Source organism: Streptosporangium brasiliense, from assembly GCF_030811595.1.
In the GTDB taxonomy this organism is placed as follows: Bacteria; Actinomycetota; Actinomycetes; order Streptosporangiales; family Streptosporangiaceae; genus Streptosporangium; species Streptosporangium brasiliense.
In genome coordinates this window covers 992128-1017150 of sequence record NZ_JAUSRB010000001.1, presented here as the reverse complement: position 1 = coordinate 1017150, position 25023 = coordinate 992128, and the positions used below count along the sequence as shown (strand labels likewise).

The 25023-nt window shown below is 73.3% G+C and carries 19 protein-coding genes; 12 read left to right on the top strand and 7 right to left on the bottom strand.

What is annotated here, in order from left to right:
• Positions 1-34: 34 nt before the first annotated feature.
• On the bottom strand, positions 35-736 hold the full coding sequence (locus tag J2S55_RS04485) for a type 1 glutamine amidotransferase (protein ID WP_306857501.1): 702 nt from the start codon (positions 734-736) through the stop codon (positions 35-37).
• A 254-nt stretch (positions 737-990) separates the two neighbouring features.
• Between J2S55_RS04485 and J2S55_RS04480 the strand changes: the two genes are divergently transcribed.
• On the top strand, positions 991-1854 hold the full coding sequence (locus J2S55_RS04480) for an alpha/beta hydrolase (RefSeq protein ID WP_306857499.1): 864 nt from the start codon (positions 991-993) through the stop codon (positions 1852-1854).
• 122 nt (positions 1855-1976) lie between these two features.
• On the opposite strand, the gene J2S55_RS04475 is transcribed toward J2S55_RS04480, so the two are convergent.
• From J2S55_RS04475 to J2S55_RS04460, 4 genes are all read right to left on the bottom strand, one after another.
• Positions 1977-2912 (bottom strand): acyl-CoA desaturase, encoded by a 936-nt coding sequence (locus J2S55_RS04475; RefSeq protein ID WP_306857497.1) that lies wholly within the window; start codon positions 2910-2912, stop codon positions 1977-1979.
• A 79-nt stretch (positions 2913-2991) separates the two neighbouring features.
• Positions 2992-6417, bottom strand: coding sequence for a serine/threonine-protein kinase (locus tag J2S55_RS04470; protein ID WP_306857495.1), 3426 nt, complete (start codon positions 6415-6417; stop codon positions 2992-2994).
• 227 nt (positions 6418-6644) lie between these two features.
• Positions 6645-7370 carry a hotdog fold domain-containing protein gene (locus J2S55_RS04465; protein WP_306857493.1) on the bottom strand — a complete coding sequence of 242 codons (726 nt, stop codon included), beginning with the start codon at positions 7368-7370 and terminating at the stop codon, positions 6645-6647.
• Between the two features lie 650 nt (positions 7371-8020).
• Positions 8021-8245, bottom strand: a complete 225-nt coding sequence (locus J2S55_RS04460) for a hypothetical protein (protein WP_306857491.1) — start codon at positions 8243-8245, stop codon at positions 8021-8023.
• A gap of 365 nt (positions 8246-8610) precedes the next feature.
• On the opposite strand from J2S55_RS04460, the gene J2S55_RS04455 reads away from it, so the two are divergent.
• A complete protein-coding gene (locus J2S55_RS04455; RefSeq protein WP_306857489.1) occupies positions 8611-8892 on the top strand; it encodes a type II toxin-antitoxin system Phd/YefM family antitoxin in 282 nt (93 codons plus the stop codon).
• Between the two features lie 16 nt (positions 8893-8908).
• The gene (locus tag J2S55_RS04450) at positions 8909-9289 is read left to right on the top strand and encodes a type II toxin-antitoxin system VapC family toxin (protein ID WP_306857487.1); all 381 of its coding nucleotides are present in this window, start codon (positions 8909-8911) and stop codon (positions 9287-9289) included.
• Between the two features lie 300 nt (positions 9290-9589).
• Here the strand turns inward: J2S55_RS04450 and glnA2 are convergent, their stop codons facing one another.
• Positions 9590-10951, bottom strand: a complete 1362-nt coding sequence (glnA2, locus tag J2S55_RS04445) for a gamma-glutamylpolyamine synthetase GlnA2 (RefSeq protein WP_306857485.1) — start codon at positions 10949-10951, stop codon at positions 9590-9592.
• A gap of 225 nt (positions 10952-11176) precedes the next feature.
• On the opposite strand from glnA2, the gene J2S55_RS04440 reads away from it, so the two are divergent.
• From J2S55_RS04440 to J2S55_RS04430, 3 genes are read left to right on the top strand one after another with little or no spacing between them, the layout of a single operon-like run.
• On the top strand, positions 11177-12064 hold the full coding sequence (locus J2S55_RS04440) for a terpene synthase family protein (RefSeq protein ID WP_306857483.1): 888 nt from the start codon (positions 11177-11179) through the stop codon (positions 12062-12064).
• A 34-nt stretch (positions 12065-12098) separates the two neighbouring features.
• Positions 12099-12644, top strand: a complete 546-nt coding sequence (locus J2S55_RS04435; protein WP_306857482.1) for an EF-hand domain-containing protein — start codon at positions 12099-12101, stop codon at positions 12642-12644.
• Positions 12644-13771: a terpene synthase family protein gene (locus J2S55_RS04430; protein WP_306857481.1), complete on the top strand. Its 1128-nt coding sequence runs from the start codon at positions 12644-12646 to the stop codon at positions 13769-13771. Before J2S55_RS04435 ends, J2S55_RS04430 begins: the two co-directional genes overlap by 1 nt.
• A gap of 245 nt (positions 13772-14016) precedes the next feature.
• On the opposite strand, the gene J2S55_RS04425 is transcribed toward J2S55_RS04430, so the two are convergent.
• Positions 14017-14994, bottom strand: coding sequence for an ArsR/SmtB family transcription factor (locus J2S55_RS04425; RefSeq protein ID WP_306857480.1), 978 nt, complete (start codon positions 14992-14994; stop codon positions 14017-14019).
• A 47-nt stretch (positions 14995-15041) separates the two neighbouring features.
• Here J2S55_RS04425 and J2S55_RS04420 point away from each other — a divergent pair, with 47 nt between their 5' ends.
• The 6 genes from J2S55_RS04420 (at position 15042) to J2S55_RS04395 (ending at position 24956) form a co-directional block, all read left to right on the top strand.
• The gene (locus J2S55_RS04420; protein ID WP_306857479.1) at positions 15042-16253 is read left to right on the top strand and encodes an MDR family MFS transporter; all 1212 of its coding nucleotides are present in this window, start codon (positions 15042-15044) and stop codon (positions 16251-16253) included.
• A 71-nt stretch (positions 16254-16324) separates the two neighbouring features.
• A complete protein-coding gene (locus J2S55_RS04415; RefSeq protein ID WP_306857478.1) occupies positions 16325-18271 on the top strand; it encodes a sensor histidine kinase in 1947 nt (648 codons plus the stop codon).
• An 85-nt stretch (positions 18272-18356) separates the two neighbouring features.
• A complete protein-coding gene (locus J2S55_RS04410; protein ID WP_306857477.1) occupies positions 18357-19829 on the top strand; it encodes a BTAD domain-containing putative transcriptional regulator in 1473 nt (490 codons plus the stop codon).
• A gap of 350 nt (positions 19830-20179) precedes the next feature.
• Positions 20180-22144, top strand: a complete 1965-nt coding sequence (locus J2S55_RS04405; RefSeq protein WP_306857476.1) for a sensor histidine kinase — start codon at positions 20180-20182, stop codon at positions 22142-22144.
• Between the two features lie 60 nt (positions 22145-22204).
• Positions 22205-23101 (top strand): TolB family protein, encoded by an 897-nt coding sequence (locus J2S55_RS04400; protein WP_306857474.1) that lies wholly within the window; start codon positions 22205-22207, stop codon positions 23099-23101.
• A 70-nt stretch (positions 23102-23171) separates the two neighbouring features.
• The gene (locus tag J2S55_RS04395; RefSeq protein WP_306857473.1) at positions 23172-24956 is read left to right on the top strand and encodes an NAD+ synthase; all 1785 of its coding nucleotides are present in this window, start codon (positions 23172-23174) and stop codon (positions 24954-24956) included.
• Positions 24957-25023 lie beyond the last annotated feature (67 nt).

The window sequence follows — 25023 nt, the reverse complement described above, 5'->3', positions numbered from 1 at the left end:
TCGATCGCAAGTATGGGCGGCCCTTCCCCGATCCCTACCCCGACATCCCTACCCCGGCGAACCGCTCGGCGAGCTGCCGCCAGGTGCCGGTCAGGCGCTCCTCGGCCTCCTTCACCTGCGTGTTGAGCTCCTCGACCGAGTAGCCCTGGGCGGTCAGGTGGTCGGCGGAGCCGCCGGTCCAGCCGGTGAAGATCTCGGGGGTCGCCTCGGGGTGGAACTGCACCGCCCACGCCCGCTCCCCCAGCCGGTAGGCCTGGTTGGGGTAGGGGTCGCCGGTGGCCAGCCGTACGGCGCCCTCGGGGAGGCGGGTCATCACGTCTCGGTGGTACTGAACGGCAGGGGCGGGGCCGAGACCGGCGAACAGCGGGTCGGCGCAGGCCTCCGGGAGCGGGACGACCTGCCGCGCGCCCACCTCCAGCCCGTGCTCGCCCCGTTCGACGGCGCCGCCGCAGGCGAGCGTCATGAGCTGGGCGCCCAGGCAGATCCCCAGGGTCGGCACGCCGCCCTCGACCGAGGCGCGGATCAGGTCGCGGGTGGCGGGCAGCCAGGGGAAGCGCCCGTCCTCCCAGGCCGCCGCCTCGCCACCGAGCACGATCAGCCCGTCGGCGGCCCGCTCGGGCACCGCCTCGCCCAGATAGGGCCGGACCACCTCGCAGCCGGCCCCGGCCGCGGCCAGCCATCCGGCGAAGAATCCCAGGCCGGCGTCTGCTTCGTGCTCGATGACGGTAATCCTCATGCGGTGATTATCGGCCTTTGGCAGTAGAAGACCCATACCTACCCATAGCGCTTACCTCTAGTGGACATAACCGGAAGAGGATGACTATCGGGACATTGACCTCGGCTGAGGGCACCCGCCACCATGAAGGCGGTGCCAGGCGGTCGGCCGGCCGTGGGGACGGCCGCGCTCGATGAGCGGCGCGGGACCGCGACCGGCGGGACGCGGCCGCCGTCCGGCGCGTGATCCGTCCCGCCACCCCTGAGGAGAACCCCTTGAGCCCTGTCTTCGGCGATGTCGAGGTCCCCGGCGGACGGCTGCGTGTCGCCCGGTTCGGCACCGGGCCACGCCTGATCGTGGCCGTGCACGGCATCACCGCCTCGCTCATGGCCTGGAGCGGGGTCGCCCGGCGGCTGCCCGCCGAGTGGTCGCTGGTCGCGATGGACCTGCGGGGCCGGGGCCACAGCGCCGAGCTGCCCGGGCCGTACGGCCTGCGGCGGCACGCCGAGGACGTCAACCTGGTCGCCCGCTCCGTGGGCGCGGAGTCCGACATCGTACTCACCGGCCACTCGATGGGCGCCTACGTCGCCGCGCTCGCCGCGGCCGACCGCGACTACGCCAAGGTCGTGCTGGTCGACGGGGGGCTCCCGCTGCCCCTGCCGGCGGGCCTGGACCCCGACGAGGTCCTGTCGGCCACGCTCGGCCCGGCCATCGCCCGGCTCAGCCAGACCTTCCCGAGCACCGACGCCTACGTCGACTTCTTCAGGGCGCACCCGGCCTTCGCCGGCAACTGGAACGACCTGGTGGAGGAGTACGTCCGCTACGACGCGGCCGGCCCCGAGGGGGCGGTGCGCTCACGGGCGCAGCAGGAGCCGGTCCGCCAGGACGGCCGGTGGCTGCTCACCGAGAGCGAGGCGATCGGCGCCGCGCTGCACGCGCTGAAGCCGCCGCTGTCACTGCTGCGGGCCCCGCGCGGGCTGCTGGACCAGCCCGTCGGCATGATCCCCGACGAGCTGGCCGCCGTCTGGACCGGCCGGTTGCCCGCTCTGGAGGACGAGCTGGTCGAGGACTGCAACCACTACACGATCCTGATGGAGGACCGCTGCGCCGCGCTGGTCGCCGACCGCCTGGTCCGGTGAGCGGCGGCGCCGCGGCGTGACCTGCCCGGCCGGCATGGCGGGCACGGCCGGCTGGGCGGAAGCGGCCGGCGCGGCCGGCCCGGCCGGCCGCGGGGCGGGCGTCTCCCCCGCGGGCCGGCCTCTCACCCGGCGGGCACGCGCCGGGCGGCGACCCGTCCGGCGTCCGGCCAGCGGACCTCCCAGACCCAGCCGAGCCGCTCGAACAGCCAGATCAGCCGGGCGCTCGGATCGATCTGGCCGCGGAGCACCCCGTGCCTGGCGCAGGTGGGATCGGCGTGGTGCAGGTTGTGCCACGCCTCCCCCAGCGAGACCAGCGCCAGCCACCGCACGTTGCGGGAGCGGTCCCTGACCGCGAACTCCTCCTTGCCGAAGGTGTGGCAGATCGAGTTGATCGACCAGGTCACGTGGTGCAGGACGAAGACGCGCACGAGTCCGCCCCAGAAACAGGCGGTGAGCGCGGCCTGCCAGGAACCGCCCCACAGGCCGCCCGCCAGCGCGGGCAGGCCGAGCGAGAGCAGCACGACCGGCACGTAGGTCAGGTTGTGCGACAGGAACCTGATGGGCCGGTCGGCGAGCAGGTCGGGGCAGAAACGCCGCCTGGAGGTGCGCTCGGGGCTGAACAGCCAGCCGACGTGGGCGTGGGAGAGCCCCCTGGCCAGCCCGGCGAAGCCGGGACCGAACCGCCAGGGCGAGTGCGGGTCGCCCTCCTTGTCGGCGTACTTGTGGTGGCGCCGATGGTCGGCCACCCAGCGGATCACCGGCCCCTGCAGCGACATGCCCCCGGCGACCGCCATGAGCACCCGCAGCCACGTCCTGGCCTGGAAGGAGCGGTGGGTGAAGTGCCGGTGGTAGCCGACGGTGACGCCGAACCCGGTGACGAGATACATCGCCACGGCGATGATCACGTCCCGCCATCCCAGCCCCCATCCCCAGGCGAACGGGACGGCGGCCAGCACGGCGAGGAAGGGCACGACGACGAACAGGACGATCAGCAAGCGCTCGGACCACGGCACGGGCGCGGCGGCGAGGTCCGGCGGCACAGCGGAAGGGGAGGCCATGCCCGCCGAACCTAATCGCCCGCCGTGCCGGAAACTGCACCCCGGGAGGCGATTTATCCGGTGGAAGTTGTCACCCGGGTCAGCAGGTCGCCCGGTAGGGCACCTCCGGGGAGAGGTATCTGCGCCAGGCGTCCGGGGGGAGACCGCCGCCCGCGCGCCGGCAGACGACCGCCGACAGCGCGGCGGGCCCCAGCGGCCGCTCCACGATCGCCCCGTCCCAGCCGATGACGCGCAGCGACCGGCCGCCCGGGGTGAAGGCCAGGTCCAGCACCCCGGAGACGCCGAGGTCGGCCAGGCCGAAGCCCTGCCCGGTGCCGGCGTCCCACAGGCGCACGGAATCACCCGTGGTGGCCAGCAGGCTCCCGTCGGGAGAGAACACCACCCTGCCGACCTCGGACACGTGGGCGTCGGCGACCGGTCCCCGCGGCGTCCCGCTCGCCGCGTCCCACAGCCGGACCCGCCCCTGACCGTCGCCCACGGCCAGGGACCCGCCGCGGGGAGCGAAGGCGGCCGCGGTGGCCCCCTCCATCCCGGGGACGTCCCGTGCCGCGCCGTCGGCCAGGCTCAGCAGCCCGTTGCGCGTGCCGCCGTACGCCAGGCGGTCACCGCCCGGCCCGAAGGCGACGACCTGGGCGTCGACGCCCAGCGGGCGGCCGGGGCGGCCCGAGGCGACGTCCCAGATCCGCACCGCGTTCCGGCCGCCCTCCGTCCCCGCGACCGCCAGGCGGCGGCCGTCCGGGGTGAACGCGAGGGTGTAGGTCCCCCCGGCCTCCCATCTCAGCTCCCTGACCCGTCTCATCGTGGTGAGGTCCCACAGCGTGACGGCCGGGACGTCGCCGGGCCCGATGGCGAGGGTCCGCCCGTCGGGGCTGAAGGCCAGGGCGTTCTTCTGGTAGCCCTCCTGCTCCGGGCCGGGCACCTCGACACGGCGCAGCCGGCGCCGGCCCGCCACGTCCCACAGCTCGACGGCCCGCTCCCCCTCGACCCGGCGCTGCACGGCGACGAGATCGCCGCCGGGGCTGAATGCCGCCCCGAGCAGCAGGCCGCCGTCCACCGGGCGCCCGCCGGCGAAGGTGGCGACGTCCATGGAGACCACCCGGCCGGCGGGGTCGGCGTAACGCACCGTCCGCCCGTCGGCGGTGAAGCGCAGGTTCTCGGAGTCGGGTACGGCCGGCCCGCGCCGGAGCACGGACAGGCCACCGGCCACCCGCATGACCTCCAGCCCGTAGGGGCCGAGCACGGCGGCGAGCCGGCCGTCCGGGCTGAGCACCACGTTCCCGTCGACCGTGGTGTCCACGCTCCGCGCGATCAGCCGGCCGGTCCGCGGGTTCCAGAACGACGTGCTGCCGCCGCCGTTGAGCGCCAGGACCCTCCCGTCCCGGCTGACGGCCACGTCGGTGACGGCGTGACCGGCCGCCGGGACCGGCATCTCCCTGCCGGTGCGCAGGTCCCAGAGGTGGACCGGGCCACCGCCCTGCACGGTGGTGGCCGCGTAGCGGTCGTCTCCCCCGATCTCGACCTGGTACAGGCCGGGGGTGTCGGGCACCCTGAGCACGACCCGGCCGGTCGCCACCTCGCGGATCACGTGTTCCGTCTTCGAGGAGGAGACCAGCACCTTCCCCGCCGGACCGAGCCGGGCCGAGTCCCCGGCGGCCCCGAACGCGCCCGGCAGCCGGGCGCCCGTGGCCAGGTCCCACAGGGTCACCCCTTTCGGGGTGTTGACGGCGGCGTGGCGGGCGGAGGCGGAGACGCCCAGGGCGCCGAGGCCGGGGGCCTCGATCGTCCGCAGCCGCCTCCCGGTGACGGCGTCCCACACCTGGATGGCGTCCTTGCCCACGCCGACCAGGGTCGCGCCGCCGGGGCCCAGGGCGTACCGCGCGCCCGGCTCGGGGGGATCCAGCGCCCCCACCTCCTGCTGCACCAGCGAGCTGAACAGCGCCGCACGCGTCTCGCGGACGTCGGACAGCCGCCAGGCGGCCACGCTGAGCCGCATGGCCGTGACCGGGTCACCCTGCCGGAGATCGTCGGCGTAGGCCGCCAGGCGGCGCGCCTCCGCCTGCTCGAGCGAGCGGGCCAGCTCCATCCGCCGGCTCTCGGCGAGCGCGACCGCGACCAGGGTCACGGCGAGCAGCCCCGCGAGGACGCCGGTCACCGCGCGGCGGGTGCGGGCCCGCCGCCGGGTCAGGGCGGCGGCCGCGGCCAGGAACTCCGTCTCGGTGTCGTTGAGCTTCAGGTGACGGCGCCCGGTGGCGGCCCACTGCATGGCCTGCTCCAGGGGCGGCCCGTGGAACAGGTCGGTGTCCCGGTGGCCGCGCCGGTCCCAGCGCCGGGCGGCCTCGCGCAGCTCGGCGTGGACGCCCAGCCCCGGGCGTTCGACCTCGACCCACTCCCGCAGCCGGGGCCAGGCCGGCAGCAGCCCCGGCCGGGTGATCCGCACGTCCTTCGGGGACACGCCGAGCAGTCCCGCCTCGGACAGCACGGTGATCACCCTCTCGGCCCCGGGGCCGAACTCGCCGCGGTCGGCGCTGCGGACGCCGTGCCCGTCGGCGCTGACCAGGCGGAGCAGGACCTCGGGGACCTGCCGCTGCTCCTGCGGGCTCAGCCGGGCGAACACCTCCTCGGCGAGCCGTCCCAGCGTCGGGGCGCCCACGGGCCCGGCCGGGCGCAGGTCGGCGGCGACCTGCACGCCCTCGTCGAGGGTGGCGTGCCCGAGCAGCCCGAGCAGCAGGTCACGGGCCGCGGGCCGGCCTTCCGGCTCCTTGGCGAGGGCGGCGAACACCAGTCCGCGCAGCGGCTCGGGCAGCACGGACACGTCGGGCTCGCTGGTGAGCACGCGGTACATGGCGGCGCCGGCCGACTGCGCGTGGAAGGGGTCGTGCCCGGTCGCGGCGTAGAGCACGACCGCGCCCCAGGCGAAGACGTCGGCGGCCGGGCCCGCCCGGCCTCCGTTGAGCGCCTCGGGCGCCATGTACTTCGGCGTGCCGATCATGGCGCCGGTCGCGCTCAGCGTCATCTCCTCGGTCCGCGCGATACCGAAGTCGATCACTCTGGGGCCGTCCGGGCCGAGCAGCACGTTGTCCGGTTTGAGGTCACGGTGGACCACCCCGACGGCGTGCACGGCGGCCAGCGCGGTGGCCACCGCGACGGCGAGCCGGTGCACCGCGTCCTGGCCCAGCGGGCCGGAGTCCTCCACGGCCTGGCGCAGGCTGGGGCCGGCGACGAACTCGCTGACGATGTACGGGCGGTCGGCCTCCAGATCGGCGCCGACGATCCGGGCGGTGCAGAAGGAGGCCACCCGGGTCGCGGCCGTCACCTCCTTCGCGAGGCGGGCCCTGGCCTGCCCGTTGCCCGCGGCGCCGGGGTGCAGGGCCTTGATCGCGACCCGGCCGCCCGCCTCGTCGTAGGCGTCGTACACCACTCCCTGGCCGCCCACGCCGAGACGTCCCGCGAGCAGGTAGCCCCCGATCCGCTGCGGGTCGTCGGGGGCCAACGACTGTGATTCCATGTGGGATCAGACGCCGGAGAGATCGTTCTGGTTCGGCCCGGGAGCCGGCCGGCGGCACCCGGCCCCCCTGGGGGGCACGGGCGGCCCGCTGTCCCGGTCCCCCGGGGGTCACGGGCGGCCCGTTGACCTGATCCCCCGGAGTCACGGACGGCCCGTTGTCCCGGCCCCCCGCGGGTCACGGGCGGCCCCGGCCCCGGGGCGGGATCAGGCAGGGTGATCCAGACGGGTCAGGCGGGGGTGATCCAGACGGCCTTGGCGGCGGCCACCAGGGTGCCGTCCACCTCGTAGACGGCGCTCTCGCCGAAGAGCTTGCGGCCCTCGCGGCCGGTGGCGCGGCCCACCACGGAGTAGGTGCCGCCAGGGTAGACCCGGCGGTGAACCTGCGCGGTCAGGCGGCCGAGCAGGGCCGACTCGCCGGGCCCGAAGTGGGCCCAGCCGGTGACGCAGTCGAGCGCGGCCCAGATGATCGAGTCGGGGACGGCCCCGTCCTCGTCGGTGACGGTCATCGGCACCCGCCAGCCGGCGGCGACCAGGTCGGTGCCGGGCACCGGGCCGGGGAAGATCCGCAGGCCGTCGCCGGGGTCGCGCATGCCGCAGGCGAAGCAGCCGGGGAAGGCGTGACCGGTGAGCCCGGCGAAACCGCTCTCGGCGAGGGCCGCCTTGTTGAAGGGGACGAAGGCCGGGGCGTCGAGCTGCTCGGCGACCGGGATGGCCTCGACGAGGAGGGTGTCGCCGTGGGTGAGGGTGGCGGTGTTGGCCAGGTGGCGCACGGCCAGCTCGGTCTCCAGCGGCGTGGGGGCGTGCAGCGTGACCTCGACGGCCGAGTCGTGCCGGGCGCCGTGCAACGCCTCGGTGACCGTGCCCGCGATCCATCCGCCGTTCGCGGTGCCCTCAGGCCCGCGGAAACGCGCCGGAACGGTCAACACGGTCTGCAGCTCGGCAGCCGTCGTCATGCCGCACCTCCTATTGCCTTATATGGCTATTGATCCTCAAAAATCACTCTAAACAGGCCGACCGATTTTACCGGAGTCGTTGCGTACACAGCGAACCAGGGGTCGGTGATCCCGGGCAGCCGGGATCCGGGCGGCATGCCGCCCGGCGTGCGCTCACGGTGGAGGACCCGCCCCGTGGGCGGCGGCCGCACGAGCGCGCCGCCGGCTGTCCCGGAGGGAGCGCCGGCGCGCACGGCGCAGAGCATACTCCCGGGAAACTCTCCGCTGCCTGCGTTTGATCGGATATCTCGTACGGCCCACCGCCGCGGACCACGGACGGGACAGGCGGGCCGTACGGAGTCGGGCCGGCGGCGCGCCGTCTCCGCCCGCCCGCGACGTGTGAGGGACCGCCGCGGCACCGACGGGCAGCGGCCGGGCTCGGACCCGGTGACCTGCGGCGGCATACGCACCACTCGGTCCGCCCGTCACGCCGGGGCGTTCAGCCGGCGGTCACGTCCTCGACCACCGGACGACGGGAGCGGCCAGGTGTTGCGGTCACAGGCCCTCCCACCGGCATCGCGAGAAAGCGTTGCGACTTACTGGAGGGCTCGCAGCGACCCCGGGGCGGGTCTTGGCACCCAGCCATACCAGGGCAGCACCACGATCTCAGGCTACCGAGCACGCGCCAGAGCGGCCACCGCGATACCACCCAGCATCAACCCGGTGCCCGACAAGGCGAGCAGGAAAGGGCGAGCGAGCGCATGCAAGGCCACCGCTATCTGAGCTTCGCCTGCCCCGCTGTCAGCCCATATCTGCACAACGAATATGCCGTTGTACAGCCCCCATGCGATCAGCACGGTGCCAGTGGCCACGAACAAAGATGTGATCAGCCGCATGGCCGCGAATGCTAGAGGATGGGGCTGTCACCAGCACTGCTCGGGCTGCGCCGCATTCGACGCCACGTGATCCTCAGCGCCGGGCTGCCATGTGGATCTCCTGAATCCCCTCATATGTCGGCACACACGCTCGGGACGATGCCGTCAGCTACCGTCGGCTGAGACGAAAGCCCTGGCTTCCGCTTTTCAGGCGTGGCAATCGCCCTGCTCATATCACTGGGAGCCAGGGGTAGGGAGGTGCCGGCGGTGCCCTACGCGTAGCTGTGGTGGTGGTGGGCGTTGCCGTCGACGACATCGGGTCTACCGGCGGACAGATCATTCACAATGGCGTAGCACCTCGGGACACGGGGGGCCACATTGGATGCATGAAGACGATTACCCAATGCGAGTTCCGCAACAACTCCGCAGCCGTCATGGATGCGGTGGAGGCGGGCGAGGTCTACCACATCACCCGCAACGGCATCGAAGTCGCCGAATTACGGCCCCTGTCCCGCAGACGACGCCTGACCGCGGAGGAACTGGTCGCCCGCCATCGCCGGCTACCGCATGTGGACCACGAGCGCATGCGCCAGGAAGCCGACGAGTTCTTCGGCACGGAAGATCGCGTCGGCGACGACAACGATCCCCGGGAGCGCAGCCACGCCTGACCGTGACGAGTCCGGGGTGCTCGACACCTGCACTTGCATCGATCTGGATCTGATCGCCCCAACCCGGTTGCCGGCCATCCCGGAGATCACCACGATCACTCTTGCCGAACTCCACCAAGGTGTCGCCATGGCCGGAAACGCTGGGACCAGAGCCGCACGCATGGAGAAACTAGGGGCAGCCGTCACCGACTTCGAACCGCTGCCCTTCGACGGCGACGCCGCCGCCCGCTACGGGACCCTGGTGGCCCTCACGATCGCCGCCGATCGCGACCCACGCCCCCGCAGAATGGATCTGATGATCGCGGCAGTGGCATCCACTCGCGGTCTGCCGCTCTACACGCGCAACGACGCCGACTTCAAGGGGCTCGAAGGCATGGTGACCATAGTGCCCGTGTGACGGTTCCGCGGAGCGCGCCGAGGACCTGAAATCGCCAGCGCCGTCGAACACCACGAAAAGCACCCCGCAGCGGTCACGCTTCGGGGCGTCTGGGCTGTTCAGATGATGTGGTCAGGGGGCCGGACCACCGACCTTCCGCTTTCCAGACGGAGCGATGGGTCTGGGGCGGAGCCCCAAGAAACACAGCCCGAGTCCGGACCGCGCGTAGCGCGAAGCACGCAAGGCCCGGGGAACGTGTCAACGATGCGTCACGGTTGGCCCCGGGCCCTCATCCTGCGAGAATCCGCCGCCGGCCTGGGCTTACAGGACTGGAAGGTAGCGGCCGAGCTCGAACTCGGTGACCTGGCGGCGGTATTCGCGCCACTCGGTCCGCTTGTTGCGCAGGAAGTAGTCGAAGACGTGCTCGCCGAGGGTCTCGGCGACCAGTTCGCTGCGCTCCATGACCGCGATGGCCTCGTCCAGCGACTGGGGCAGCGGCTGGATGCCCAGCGCGCGGCGTTCGGCCGAGGTCAGCGCCCAGACGTCGTCCTCGGCGCCGGGGGGCATCTCGTAGCCCTGCTCGATGCCCCTCAGGCCCGCGGCCAGGATCACCGCGAAGGCCAGATAGGGGTTGCAGGCCGAGTCGAGCGAGCGGAACTCGATGCGGGTCGAGCCGCTCTTGTGCGGCTTGTACATCGGCACCCGGACCAGGGCCGAGCGGTTGTTGTGGCCCCAGGAGATGTAGCTCGGGGCCTCGCCCCCGGCCCCGGCGATCGCCTCGGCGCCGCCCCACAGGCGCTTGTAGGAGTTGACCCACTGGTTGCAGACCGCGGTGATCTCGGCGGCGTGCGCGAGCAGGCCGCCGATGAAGGAGCGGCCGACCTTGGACAGCTGGTATTCGGCGCCGGGCTCGTAGAAGGCGTTGCGGTCGCCCTCGAACAGCGACATGTGGGTGTGCATGCCGGAGCCGGGGTATTCGGTGAAGGGCTTGGGCATGAAGCTCGCCCAGATGCCCTGCTCCAGCGCGACCTCCTTCATGACCAGCCGGAAGGTCATGATGTTGTCGGCGGTGGTGAGCGCGTCGGCGTAGCGCAGGTCGATCTCCTGCTGGCCGGGGCCGCCCTCGTGGTGGCTGTATTCGACCGAGATGCCCATCGACTCCAGCATCATGATCGCGTTGCGCCGGAAGTCGTGGCCGGAGCTGTGCGGGGTGTGGTCGAAATAACCGCCGTCGTCGATCGGCTCGGGGCGCGCGCCGCGCTCGGGCCGGTTCTTCAGCAGGAAGAACTCGACCTCGGGGTGGGTGTAGAAGCTGAAGCCCATGTCGGAGGCCTTGGCCAGGGTGCGCTTGAGCACCCAGCGCGGGTCGGCGTGCGAGGGCGAGCCGTCCGGCATGAGGATGTCGCAGAACATCCGGGCCGCGCCCGGCGTCTCGCTGCGCCAGGGCAGGATCTGGAACGTCGACGGGTCGGGCTTGGCCAGCATGTCCGACTCGTAGACGCGGGCGAAGCCCTCGATGGCCGAGCCGTCGAAGCCGATGCCCTCGGCGAAGGCCCCTTCGAGCTCCGCGGGGGCGATCGCCACCGACTTGAGGAAGCCGAGCACGTCGGTGAACCACAGCCGGATGAACCGGATGTCGCGCTCCTCAAGGGTGCGGAGAACGAACTCCTGCTGGCGGTCCAAAGCTCTCTCCTTCATCGCCGACTCCGACGTGGTGCGACACGCCTGGTCTTCTACCAGTCTGCCCGCTCCGTGTTTCGCACACGTTACGAGCAACAGCGGTGAGATGCCGCATCGGAGCCGCCGTGCCCATGCGTGACCTGCCTCGTCGTGCCTCCGCGTGACCTGCCCCATCCCCTCCTACAGTGTGCGCCGGAGCGGCTGAAGTTCTATTCGGGGGAAGAGACGATGCGCACCGGACTTGACAGACCATCGGGCGGGGCCACGCTGCCGGTCCCGCTCACCGAACGGCTGGCGGCGATGGCGGCCCCGTGCCCCATGCACCCGTCGACGTACCAGATCGAGGCCGCGGTGCTCGACTGGTCCCGCAGGGTCGGCCTGGACACCGAGCCCGGCGCGGGCGCGCACCTGCTGGCCGGGCGGGCCTTCGCCCGGTACGGCATGGGCACGGCCACGCTGTTCGCGCGCTGGCTGACCTGGACCTCCCGCTTCCGCGAGGAGCCCTCGGCGCTCGCCGGGGTGCTCACGGTGGCCGGCGGCGGCGAGCCGGGGCCGCCGCTGGAGCGGGCCTTCGCCGACCTGTGGCGGATCTGCGCGCCCGGGATGGGCGACGAGTGGCGCGCGCGGTTCCTGGCCGGGCTGACCGCCCAGCACGCGGCGCTGCTCGACACCCGGACGCCGCCGGTCGAGGAGTATCCGGCGCTGGGCAGGGCCCGGTCCGGTCAGTGCCTGTTCGACCTGGTGGAGCCCTGCATGGGGGTGGAGGTGCCCGCGCCGGTCCGGGAGAGCGCGCAGTGGCGGGCGGTCGTCGAGGCGAGCGGCGACGTGACCGCCTGGTGCGACGACCTGGCCGCCGGGAGCGGCTACGTGGCGGCGGCCTCGGCCTCCCTGGGCCTGTGCGGCGCGGCGGCCGAGCAGTGGGTGGTCGACCGGGTCGTGGACCGGATGGAGGAGCTGTGGGCCGCCGCCCGCGCGGTCCCCGTGGTCGTGGAACGGCACGGGCTCGGCTTCGCCGACTCCCGCGAGGTGGTCCAGGTGGCCTGCGCTTTCTTGACCATTCCCAGGGCTTACCTGGAGTTGCTCCTAGAATCACCCCGCTATCGTCACTTGCGGTAACCGCTTGAGTTCTTCACGTAACCAGGAGGTCAAGATGAGCCCTGAACTTCTCAGGCACAAACTGGAGCGCGCCTTCGCGCACATGGACGTGAACGGCGACGGGAAGATCGAGCGCGACGACCTGCTCGGCCTGGGGGCCCGGATCCTGATCGGCTTCGGCGAGTCGCCGACCTCGCCCGCCGGCAGCAGGCTCGTCGAGGGCTTCGAGTCGATCTGGCGGACCCTCTCGGCCGAGATCGACGCCGGCGGCGACGGCGCGCTCTCCCCCGAGGAGTTCCGCACCGGCATGATCTCGGCGTTCGCCGAGGGGGACCGGTTCGACACGGCGTTCAGGCCGGCCGCCGAGGCGCTCGCGGCGCTCTGCGACGCCGACGGCGACGGGCTCGTCGACCCGGCCGGGTTCCGGGTCCTGCTGACCGCGTTCGGCACGGCGCACGACGACGTGGACACGGCCTTCGACCGGCTCGACCGGGACCGGGACGGCGCCATCTCCTCCGGCGAGCTGGTCGAGGCGGTCCGGCAGTACTACACGAGCGCCGACCCGAACGCGGCCGGCAACTGGCTGTTCGGTCCGCTGTAGTGACGCTGACACAGACGCTGACACAGACGCCGTCCCAGGAGGTCACCGGGACGGCCGGCCAGGCGGCGGCGCGGCCACCGCGGGAACGGGCTCCCGCGGTGGCCGCGGCCTTGCTGCTGCCCCTCGCCGACCGGGTCCCGGTGATGGCCGCCCCGTGCCGGATGCACTCCTCGGTCGACCGGATCGAGACCGCCCTCGCCGAGTGGTCCTGGGAGATGGGGCTGGAGACGCCCGCGCGGGCGGGGTTCGAGCGGATGGCCGGCCGGGCCTTCGCCGGCTTCGGCATGGACTCGGCCCTGCTGTTCGCCAAGTGGCTGACCTGGCTGTTCCACTTCGACGACGAGTGGGACGAGAAACCGGCCGGGCACGCCGCCGAGATCGTGGGGGCCGCCTTCGCGCGCCTCGGACGCCTGGCGCGCGTCACGCCGCCCCAGCCGCGGGAGGCCGTACCGGCCCGGGAGGGAGAAGCCGTACCGGCCCGGGAGCGGGAGGCCGTGGCGGCCCCGGAGGAGGGCACCGCGCCGGTCGAAGCGGCCTTCCAGGACCTGTGGCGGATCACCGCCGGACGGATGAGCGCGCGGTGGCGGGAGCGGTTCGCCCAGGGGCTGCGGGAGCAGGGGGCGGCCTGCCGCGCGGAGGCGGACAACCGGCGCACCGGCCGGGTCCCCTCGGCCGGGGAGTATCCGGCGCTCCGGCGCGGCACCGCCGGCCCCTACCTGTTCGACCTGGTGGAGCCGTGCCTGGGGGTGGAGGTGCCGGCCAGGCTGCGGGAGAGCCCGACCTGGCGGACCCTGGTGGAGTCCTGCAACGACGTCACCGCCTGGTGCAACGACGTCGCCTCCTACCCCAAGGAGCGCGCCAACGGGGACGTGCACAACTACGTGACGGTCGCCGCCGCCGCGTTCGGGCTCCCGGACTCCGGCGCGGTGGCGTGGGTGAACGACCGGATCGCCGAGCGCGCGCAGGACCTGCGGGCCGCCGCCATGCGGCTGCCCGGGCTGTTCGACCGGTTCGGGCTGTCACCGGCGCAGGCCAGGGACGTCAGCAAGGTGGCGTGCGCCTTCCTGTCGGCTCCCCGGGCCCAGCTGGAGTGGCTCCTGGAGTCCAGCCGGTACGGCGTGACATGAGGTGACCGCCCGCCTCGCACGGGCCTCCGGGCCTCCGCGGACCTCCGGGCCTCCGCGGACCTCAGCGGATCTCCGCGGGCCTCAGCGGATCTCCGGATCTCCGCGGGCCTCCGGATCTCCGCGGGCCTCCGGATCTCAGCGGATCTCAGCGGGGCACCGTGGAGGGGCGTGTCCGGCGGGGCGGAGCGCGCCGGGTGCCCGGCGCGGGGCGGGCGGCCGCACCACGCCGCCCCGCCGCCGTCCGGTCAGGACGCGCAGACCAGCGAGTCGCCCACCGGGGTGCGGCGGTAGACGACCTCGCGGCCGAGACGGCGGCGGGTCACCAGGCCCCCGTCGGCCAGGACGGCCAGGTGCTGGCTGACCGCCCCCGGGGTGATGGTCATCCGGCGGGCGAGCCCCGAGGTGGTCGCGGGCTCGGCCAGGGCGGTCAGGATCTGCGCCCGGGTGCGGCCGAGCAGCGCGGCGAGGGCCCCGGGGGCGGGCGGCGGGCCGGCGGCCCACAGCGTGCCCACGCCCGTCGCCGGGTAGAGGAGCATCGGCTGGTACGGCTCGACCATCACGGCCGTGTCCGGCCAGTAGAAGGCGGTCGGCACCAGCACCAGGCCGTCTCCGCCGATCGGCTCGGAGTAGCGCCAGGGCCGGGCCACGCGGAGCCGGTCGCCGTGCCAGCGCACGCTCGGGTGCAGGTCGGCGAAGAGTTCGCGGGCCCCGCCCACGGCGAGCTGCCGGGAGCGGCGCAGCACGTCCGCCTCCAGCAGGCCGTAGATCCGGGGCCAGAACTCGGCGAAGGCCGTCTCCCAGTAGCGCTCCAGGGTGTCGGCGACCCGTGCCACCCCCGCCTCGGGGTCGGCCGTGAAGCGCTCGATGACGCGGGGGTCGGACCCGCTGACCCGGCCCGCCTCCTCGGCCGCCCGCCCCGGGGGCGTGCGCCGCACCCGGTCGAGGTCGGCGGCGAAGTCGGGCATCGGGGTCTCGGGGGTGGGGGTGACGAAGTCGACGAGATAGCCCCGGAGCGGGACCAGCGCGAACAGCTCCGACAGGTCGAGACCGGTCAGGCGGGACCGTACGGCGCGCACCCAGGGCAGGTGGAGGGAGTGCCTGGCCGGGTCGCGCAGCGCGCGCAGGCTCGTGACCAGCTCCCAGATCGGGGAGAAGGCGAAGCGGATCCGGGCCACGTCGTCCGGCGCGAAGATCCACTCGACGTGGCAGGACTTTTTAGGCACGGCTAAAAGATTCGCGCATGGCGGGACGCGTGTCCAACCCTGATCACATGACGAGCACCACCCTTGCCAAGCCCGGTTTCCTGCGGTCGAAGGTCGGCGGCCTGCCCCGCGCGTTCTGGGCCCTGTGGACCGGGACGCTGGTGAACCGGGTGGGCATGATGGTCCAGCCGTTCATCGGCGTCTACCTGACCCAGGTGCGCGGCATGTCCTACGCCGACGCGGGCACGGTGATGGCGGTCTTCGGCGTCGGCTCGCTGCTGTCGCAGATCGTCGCCGGATGGCTGGCCGACCGGCTCGGCAGGCGGATCACCCTGACCGGCGGCATGGTCGCGACCGCGGTCGCCATGGTGGCGCTCGGCTACAGCGTCTCGCTCCCGGCGATCGTCGCCACCATGTTCGTGCTCGGCATGGCGGTGGACGCCTACCGGCCGGCGTCCACCGCCCTGGTGGCCGACCTGGTCTCACCCGACGACCGGCCGCGCGCCTACGGTCTGCTCTTCTGGGCGCTGAACCTGGGCTTCGCGGTGGCGATGGTGGCCGGCGGCTGGCTCGCCCGGGTCGGGTACGGCTGGATGTTCTGGATCAACGCCGCCACCTCGCTGGTCTTCGGCCTGCTGGTGTGGCGGGCGGTGCCGGAGACGCTGCCCGCGCCGGGCGCGCGCGAGCACGGCCGCTTCGCCGACGTGCTCAAGGACCGGCTGATGGTCGCCTTCAGCCTGATCACCGTCGTCTCCACCATGGCCTACACCCAGGCGTTCACCACCCTGCCCCTGGCGATGACCCACGCGGGGTTCACCACCGTCGACTACGGCCTGGTCATCGCCGTCAACGGCGTCCTGATCGTGCTCCTCCAGCCGCTGACCGGCGACTGGTTCGGCAGGCGCGACCACAGCACCGTTCTCGCCCTCGGCCTGGCGATCATCAGCGCGGGCTTCGCGCTGACCGCCTTCGTCTCCGGCCTCACCGGATACACGGCCTCGGTCGTCCTCTGGACACTGGGCGAGGTCGTCACCGCGGGTGTCCCGGGCGCGATCGTGGCGTCGCTCGCCCCGCCCCACCTGCGCGGGCGCTACGCCGGCATGTACGGCTTCGCCTGGTCGGGCGGCGCCATGCTCGCCCCGCTGCTCGGCACCCGGCTGCTGGAGGTGAGCCCCGCGGCACTCTGGGTGACCATCGGCGCCGTCAACCTGGTGGCCGCCGCGGGCCTGCTGGCGATCGGCCCGGCACTGCGCCGCCGTACGGTGTCGGCCGCACGTTGAACGCTTGTTGATTGGATTGTTGTCCGCGCCCGTTAAGGTCCCTCTGAGTACGACACAGAAGGGCCGGGGCGATGCGCGGGCTGAGCCGGTTGTCACCGACGGTGACGTCCGTCCGGGCGCGGGTGGCGGCGGTGCTGATCGCCGCCATGTCCGTGGCCATGGAATGCGTCAACATCTGGGTCACGGCGCAGCTGCCGCAGCCCTCCTACACGCCGCTGCCGTTCGCGCCGGAGGACGTGGCGGGCACGGCCTTCCCGGTCTTCGGGGCGCTGCTGGTCTTCCAGCGGCCCCGGCTGGTCATCGGCTGGCTGCTCTGCCTGGGCGGGATGTGCTCGGCGGTCAACAGCCTCACGGTCAACGTCGCCCTCCTGGGCCGGGGCGCGGTCCCCACGGCGATCTGGACGGTCGTCGACGTGAGCTGGCAGCTCACGATCCTGTTCCTCGGGGTGCTGCTGCCGCTGCTCTACCCTGACGGGCGGCTGCCCTCCCCCCGCTGGCGGCCCCTGATCTGGTTCACCGTCGCCGTCCTGCTGGCCGACACGCTCCGCGCGGAGTTCCTGCCCTTCCGGGAGCCCTACCCGCTCTCCTTCGGCTGGCGGGCCCAGGTCGTCCTGGACCAGCTCGCCAACGCGGCGATGCTGCTGGCGTTCGTCTCGCTGGCCGTGCGGTTCCGGCGGGCTGACTCCGGGGAGCGCAGGCAGATCCTCTGGCCGCTGCTGGCGATGGCGGCCTTCATCGTCCCCTGGGTGATCGGGAACCCGGTGTGGTGGCTGGCCTCGTTCACGATCCCGCTCATCCCGGCCGCGATCACGTTCTCCGTGCTGCGCCACCGCCTCTACGGCATCGAGACGCTGATCACGCGGACGATCGTCGGCGCGGGCCTGGTCGGCGTGATCGGCGGCGTTTACGTGGCGGTGGGGGCGGCCTCCAGCCTGTTCCTGTCCGACGTCGACCGGATCGGCGGCCTGTTCGCCGCGCTCTGCGCCGGGGCGTTCTTCCACCCGCTCCGGCGGGTGCTCCAGCGCGGCGCCGACCGCCTGCTCTACGGCAGCAAGGGCGACCCGGTGGCGCTGGCCGAGGAGCTCAGGCGGCGGCTGCAGCGGACCGACCCGGCCGGCGGGCTGACGGCCACCCTCGACGTGCTGCGCGAGGGCCTGGCGGTGACCGGGGTCGCGGTGCGGTTCGAGGACGGCGGGCCCGACGAGGCCGCGGCGGGTGACCTGCGGGAGGTGGTGCGCGACGTCGAGCTCGTCTGGCACGGCGAGCCCGTGGGGCACCTGCTCATCGGCCCGCCGGGGGTCAGGCGCCTGCCCGCCGCGCACAACGAGCGGGTCATCGCCGTGCTCACCCCGTACGTGGCCGACGCCGCCCACGCGGTCCGGCTGGTCGGCGCGCTGCGGCGGTCCCGCGAGCGGATCATCGCCACCCGGGAGGAGGAGCGCCGCCGCCTGCGCCGCGATCTCCACGACGGCCTCGGCCAGTCGCTCAGCGGCATGGCCATGTCCATCAACGTCGCCCGCCACTCCCTGCGCGCCTCCCCCGAGACCGCCGATCGCATGCTCACCGAGCTGCGCTCCGGCATGGACAGCGTGACCAGCGACATCAGGCACCTGGTGTACGGCCTGCGCCCGCCCGCCCTGGACGACCTCGGCCTGGCCAAGGCGCTGACCGAGATGGCCGGGCCCGACGTCGTGGTGGAGGTGGACGGCGACCTGACCGGGCTGCCGGCCGCCGCCGAGGTGGCCGCCTACCGGATCGTCCAGGAGGCGCTGACCAACGTCCGCAAGCACGCCCAGACCGATGCGGTCCGGGTCCGCCTGGAACGGGGCGACGATCTGCGCGTCCAGGTGAGCGACGACGGGGTCGGACTCGCTCCCGGCCGGCGCTCGGGGGTCGGGCTGGCGTCGATGCGCGAGCGCGCCGCCGAGCTCGGCGGCACCTGCGTGATCACTTCGCCCCCGGAAGGGGGGACGGTGGTCGAAGCTGTGCTGCCGTTGAACTTGAATGTAGACATCTGACTACCGATGATTTCTTACAGCCTGCGAACGATGGTGGGTATTGCCGTATGACATGGGACCAGGTGGCTCTACGCTTGCGCCTGAAATGCTGACATTTCGCGCCCTAGGACCGTTCCAGGCGCGCCACGGCGACGTGGTGCTCGACCTCGGCGGACAACGTCAGATGGCGGTGCTTGCCCGGCTCCTCGTAGCGGGCGGCCGCGCCGTCCCTGTAAGCATGCTCATCGACGAGCTCTGGCCGGGCGAGCCCCCGGCCCAGGCCCTGTCCACCATCCAGGGATACGTCTCGCGGCTGCGGCGCGCCCTGGAACCCGGCCGCGCGCCCAGGGAGGAGGCGGAGGTGCTGGTCTCCGCCCCGCCGGGATACGCGCTGCGCGCCGACCCCGGACAGGTGGACACCTGGAAGTTCGAGAGCGCCGTCAAGACGGAGGACGGACCGGCCGCGGTGTGGGAGCGCCTGGACGAGGCTCTCGCGCTGTGGCGGGGCCCCGCCCTGGCCGAGTTCTCCGACCTGCCGTGGGCGGTGACCGAGGCGGGCCGGCTGGAGGAGCTGCGGCTGATCGCGGTCGAGCGCCGCGCCGACGCCGGACTGCTGCTCGGGCAGTCCAGCGCCCTGGTGGCCGACCTCGAGGCGCACGCCTCGGCCCATCCGCTGCGGGAGGAGGCCTGGCGGCTGCTCGCGCTGGCGCTCTACCGCAGCGGCAGGCAGGGCGACGCGCTGGGAGCGCTCCGACGGGCCAGGGTGATGCTCCGCGACGAGCTCGGCCTCGACCTCGGCGCCACCCTGCAGCGCCTGGAGTCCGACATGCTGTCGCAGGCCGCCCACCTGGACCTGCCCGCTCCCCCCAAGGAGAAGGAGGCGGTCCCGGTGCGGACGGCCGAGCGGGCGGGGCCGCCGGAGCTGCGCGTCGTGGTGGCCGACGACCAGGCCCTGGTCCGCACCGGCCTGCGGGTCGTGCTCGACAGCGAGCCCGGCTTCCACCTCGTGGCCGAGGCCGAGGACGGCGAGCAGGCGATCGCCGCCGTCCGGGAGACCTCGCCCGACCTGGTGCTGATGGACATCCAGATGCCCCGGCTGGACGGCCTGACCGCCGCGCGGCGGATCCTGGCCGACGAGTCCCCGCCGAAGGTGATCATGATGACCACGTTCGGCACGGACGACAACCTCTACGCGGCGCTGCGGGCCGGGGTGAGCGGCTTCGTGCTCAAGACCTCGGCCCCCGAGCAGCTCATCACCGCGATGCGCGCCGCGCAGGCCGGTGACGCGCTGATCGACCCGGCCGTCACCACCCGCCTGATCGCCTCCTTCGCCGGGCACACCGACCCCTCGGCCCCGCCCGCGCTCGCCGGTCTCGGCGACGCCGAGCTGGACCTGATGAAGCTGGTCGCCCGGGGGCTCACCAACCGGCAGATCGCGGCGACCCTGTCGGTCTCCGAGCAGGCGGTGTCAGAGTCGGTCTCCAAGCTCCTGGACCACCTGGGGCTGTTCGACCGGGCCCAGCTCGTCGTCTCGGCCTACGAGTCGGGGCTGGTCAACCCGGGTGGCATAGGCAGGTAACAATGTTCGTGGCGGGGCGCGACAGCGACGAGACGGGCTCGGGGACCTCAGGCGTCTGCGGGGCCTCAGAGACCTCGGACACGCCTGAGGTCCCCGAGACTCCGGCGACACCGGGATCCTCCAGGACGCCGGACGTCTCGAAGACACCGGAAACCTCCAGGAAACCGGAGGCCCCGGAGACTCCGGCGGCCCAGGGATCGTCCGGGACGGCGGCCCGGGGGGTCTCCGGGGCCGGCGCCGCTCCCCCGCCGCCCGCTCCCGGGACGGCCGCGGACACCACGGCCGGCGCCGCCGCGCCCGCGCGCCGGAGGGGCGCCGGCGCCGCGCCCGCCCTGATGGCCTCGACGCGGTTGGTCCTCATCATCGTGGTGGCCGCCACCGCGGTCGCGCTCACGGTGATCGGCTTCGTGATCACGCTGCGCCTGCCGCCCGGCTGGTTCCCGGACATGCTCCTGACCCCCGACCTCGCCGGAGGGCTGACCTTCCCGCTGGTGGGCGCCTTCCTGCTGGCCCACCGTTCACGTCCGGCGACCGCGTGGCTGATGTGCGTCGGCGGGCTCGGCTGCGCGATCAACATCTTCGCCACCGGCATGATGCTCCGCTCGGGCGCCGAGGGCGCGCTGGCGGCGGCGGGCTACTACCGCTACGCCGCGGGGATCGGCTGGATCATGGGCGGCATGCTGCTGGCGAGCCTGCTGCCGCTGTACTCCCCCGACGGGCGGCTGCCCTCCCGGCGCTGGCGCCCGCTGGTGGTCCTGGCGGGCGCGCTGATGGTGGTGGAGTCGGCCCGCATGATCGTGCGCCCGACGCCGCCCCTGGACGACTACCCGCTGCCCCGCGTCATCCCGAACCCGCTGGCGGTCGAGGCGCTCACCCCCTACGGCAGGCAGCCCCAGCAGCTCCTGATGGTGCTGATCATGGGCGTCGCGATCCTGTCGCTGCTCTCCCTGATGCTGCGTTTCCGCCGGGCCGACCCCGTGCTGCGCCGCCAGATCGCCTGGCCGCTGAGCGCCTTCGCCCTCTACATCGTCTTCATGCTCCTCGGTGAGGACTGGGCGCCGGCCGCCACGGTCGCGACCGGGCTGATCCCGGTCGCCATCGCCTTCTCCGTGCTGCGCTACCGGCTGTACGGCATCGACACCGTGATCAGCCGCGCCTTCGTGGCCGCCGGGCTGATCACCGCGATCAGCGCGGTCTACTTCGGGGTCGGCGCGGTCACCGGGCTCGCCCTGTCCGGCTACGACCGGGTCGGCGGCCTGGCGGCGGCGCTGTTCGCCGGCGTCGTCTTCCACCCGCTCCGCCACCTGCTCCGGCGGTGGGTCGACCGGCTCATGTACGGCACGCACGGCGATCCGCGCGCCCTGGCCGCCCGGCTGGCCCAGGAGGCCGGCGAGACCGAGCCCGCCAACGCGCTCGCCGCCGTGGCCGCCGTGGTCCGGGACGGGCTGAGCGTCACCGGGGTCGTGGTCGAGGTGGACGGCGTGGGAGGCAGGCGGGTGGAGGTCGGCCTGCTGGGCCCGGCCCCGCGCGCGGTGCCGCTGGTCTGGCACGGGGAGCCGGTCGGGCGGCTGCTCCTGGGCTCCCCGGGTCCCCGCCGGTTCGCCGCGGCCCACAACGACCGGCTGATCGCCGTGGTCACCCCCTACGTGGCGGACGTGGTGCACGCCGTACGGATGACCGCCGACCTGCAGCGCTCCCGCGAGCGCATCCTCACCGCGCGCGAGGAGGAGCGCCGCCGCCTCCGCCGGGACCTGCACGACGGGCTCGGCCACGCGCTGACCGACATGGCGATGTCGATCAACATGGCCAAGATCAGCCTGCGCACCGCCCCCGCCTCCGCCGACCGGCTCCTGTCCGAGCTGCGCAGCGGCATGGACGCGGTCGGCCAGGAGATCAGGGAGCTGGTGTACGGCCTGCGCCCGCCGACCCTCGACGAGCTCGGCCTGGCCGGCGCCGTACGGGCGCTGGCCGTCGAGGGTGAGCCGCGGGTGGCCGTCGAGACCGAGGGCGACCTGTCCGACCTGCCCGCAGCCGCCGAGGTGGCCGCCTACCGGATCGCGCAGGAGGGCCTCACCAACATCCGCAAGCACGCGGGGGCCCGTTCGGCGGTGGTCTCGCTGCGGCGCGGCGAGTCGCTGGTGGTCCGTGTCCAGGACGACGGGCACGGGCTGCCCGCCGGGCCGCGTTCCGGCGTGGGCCTGCTGTCGATGCGCGAGCGCGCCGCCGAGCTCGGCGGGACGTGCGTGATCGGCGCGGCGCCCGGCGGCGGCACGGTGGTCGAGGCCGTCCTGCCGATTCCGGCCGGCCGGATGTAAACCTTTCCGGCCGCTCAGATCTCTAACTAGCTGTTGGTGGACTGATCTGAGGAGATCGTTGTGAAGCACTGGGCCATGGCCGTCGGCGCCGCACTCGCCGTGTCGACCGCCGCCGTCGCCGCTCCTGCCCTGGCCTCGTCACAGGCGGCGCCGGTCACGGGCGCCATCTACCTCGGCCACAAGGGCGGCAAGGTCGAGGTGCTGACCCACCGGGGCGGCTGGAGCGGCCTGGCCGTCGGCGGCGGGAGCTTCGCCGGGCAGTTCTCGGCGGCGCCCGACGGCAGGCGGATCGCCTGGATCGACGACAGGAGCCGCCTGCACGTCAGGTCCGCGGGCGGGGACAAGGTGATCGCCAAGGACGCCGCCTACGGCGGCCCCTGCCTGACCCCCGCCTGGACCGCCGACGGCAAGCGGATCGCCTACCCGAAGAAGGGCACGGCCGCGGCCACGACCGTGATCGTGGTCGGCGCGGACGGCAGGAACGCGGTCGACTCCGGCAGGACCCTCGGCCCCTGCCATCTGACCTGGTCGGCCGACGGCAGGACGCTCGCCGGTTACGCCGGCGACACCGTCGGCGTCCACCTGCTGGACACCAGGTCCCGCCTCTCCCGCAAGGCCCCCGGCATCAAGCTCGCCAACCACGTGGAGAGCCTGTCGCCCGACGCCCGCCGGGTCGTGGTGAACGCCATCGGCCCCGACGCCCCCGGCGGCGACGGCTCCTGGCCGCTGTCGTTCACCCCGTCGATCCACGACACCGAGACCGGCAAGAAGATCTCCATCCCCGTCAGGGGCACGCTGCTGGGCGCCCGTTACCTGCGCGACGGCCGCCTCGCGGTCCGCGTCAAGGGCGCGGCCGCCCACACCCTGGTGGTCCTGGACGCCTCCGGCAAGGAGCTCCAGCGCGTGACCGAGCCCGCCAGGGCCAGGGATCTCGGCCTGCTCGGCGTCCTCGGCTAGCCGGTCGCACACCTGGCGACCTCGATCGCCCTGGACGGCTCTCCGCGCGACCGGGAATAAGGTGGAGCACGTGGCTCAACTCCGTATCGCCCTGGCTCAGACCGATCCCGTGGTCGGCAACCTGGCGGCCAACGCCGACAAGGTCGTCGAATGGACCCGGCGCGCCGCCGACCGCGGCGCGCACCTGGTGGTGTTCACCGAGATGTTCCTGACCGGCTATCCGGTCGAGGACCTGGTGCTGCGCAGCTCGTTCGTGGAAGCCTCGATCGCCGCGGTCGAGGCCCTCGCCCGCCGGCTGGCCGACGAGGGTCTCGGCGAGGTCCCGGTGGTCGTGGGCTACGTGGACCGGGCGGACCTGGCGCCGCGCGTGGGGCAGCCCAAGGGCGCCCCGCTGGACGCGGCCGCGCTGCTCCACCGGGGCCAGGTGGTCACCAAGACCGCCAAGCACCACCTGCCGAACTACGGCGTCTTCGACGAATACCGCTACTTCGTGCGCGGCGACCGGCTGCCGATCTTCCGGCTGCACGGCGTCGACGTGGCGATCGCGGTCTGCGAGGACCTGTGGCAGGAGGGCGGGCCGGTCGCGGTGGTGGCCGAGGCCGGAGCCGGGCTGCTGGTGGTGCCGAACGCCTCGCCGTACGAGAAGGAGAAAGACGACGTGCGCCTCGCGCTCGTCGCCCGCCGGGCGCGGGAGGCCGGCTGCGCCCTCGCCTACGCCAACCAGGTGGGCGGGCAGGACGAGCTCGTCTTCGACGGCGACTCGATCATCGTCTCCGCCTCCGGCGAGCTGGTCGCGCGGGCCGCGCAGTTCGCCGAGGAGCTGCTGATCACGGACCTGGAGCTGCCCGAGGCCAGGTTCGGCGGCCTCGGCACCTTCCAGGTCGACGCCGGCGACGGGACCGTCATCACGGTGGAGCGGCTGGAGCTGTCGGCCTACCCCGTCGAGCCGTACGCGCCGGAGCCGCCCTCGATCGCCCCGCAGCTCGACGACGTCGCCGAGGTCTACTCGGCGCTGGTCCTCGCGGTCCGCGACTACGTGGCCAAGAACGACTTCCAGTCGGTCATCCTGGGCCTGTCCGGCGGCATCGACTCGGCCCTGACCGCCACGATCGCCTCCGACGCGATCGGCCCCGACCGGGTGCACGTGGTGATGATGCCCTCGCGCTACTCCTCCGAGCACTCCCTGGAGGACGCCCAGGAGCTGGTGCAGCGGCAGGGGATCAACGCCCAGCTCGTGCCGATCGCCGACATCGTCGACAGCTTCGAGAAGGAGATCGAGCTGTCCGGCCTGGCCGCGGAGAACCTGCAGGCCCGGGTCCGCGGCATGATCCTGATGGGCCTGTCCAACCAGCACGGGCACCTGGTCCTCACCACCGGCAACAAGAGTGAGCTGGCCACCGGCTACTCCACCCTCTACGGCGACTCCGCCGGCGGCTTCGCGCCCATCAAGGACGTGCTCAAGACCCTGGTGTGGAAGCTGTCGCGCTGGCGCAACGCCCAGGCCGGGACGTCGGGCGAGTTCCTGTACGGCTTCGCGGAGCCGCCCATCCCGGAGAACTCCATCGAGAAGGAGCCCAGCGCGGAGCTCCGCCCCGACCAGCGCGACACCGACTCCCTGCCGGAGTACGACGTGCTGGACCGCCTCCTGGACGACTACGTCGAGAAGGACATGGGCTCCGCCGAGCTGATCGCCGCCGGCCACGACCCGGCCCTCGTCGCCCGGATCATCCGCCTGGTCGACCTGGCCGAGTACAAGCGCCGGCAGTATCCCCCGGGCCCCAAGATCACTCCCAAGAACTTCGGCCGCGACCGCCGCCTGCCCATCACCAACCACTGGCGCGAGACGATCGCCTGAGCCCCGGAGCCCTCCGCCGCGCCCGGGGAGCGGCCGGCGCGCCCGGGGGCGCGGCCGCTCGGCGCCG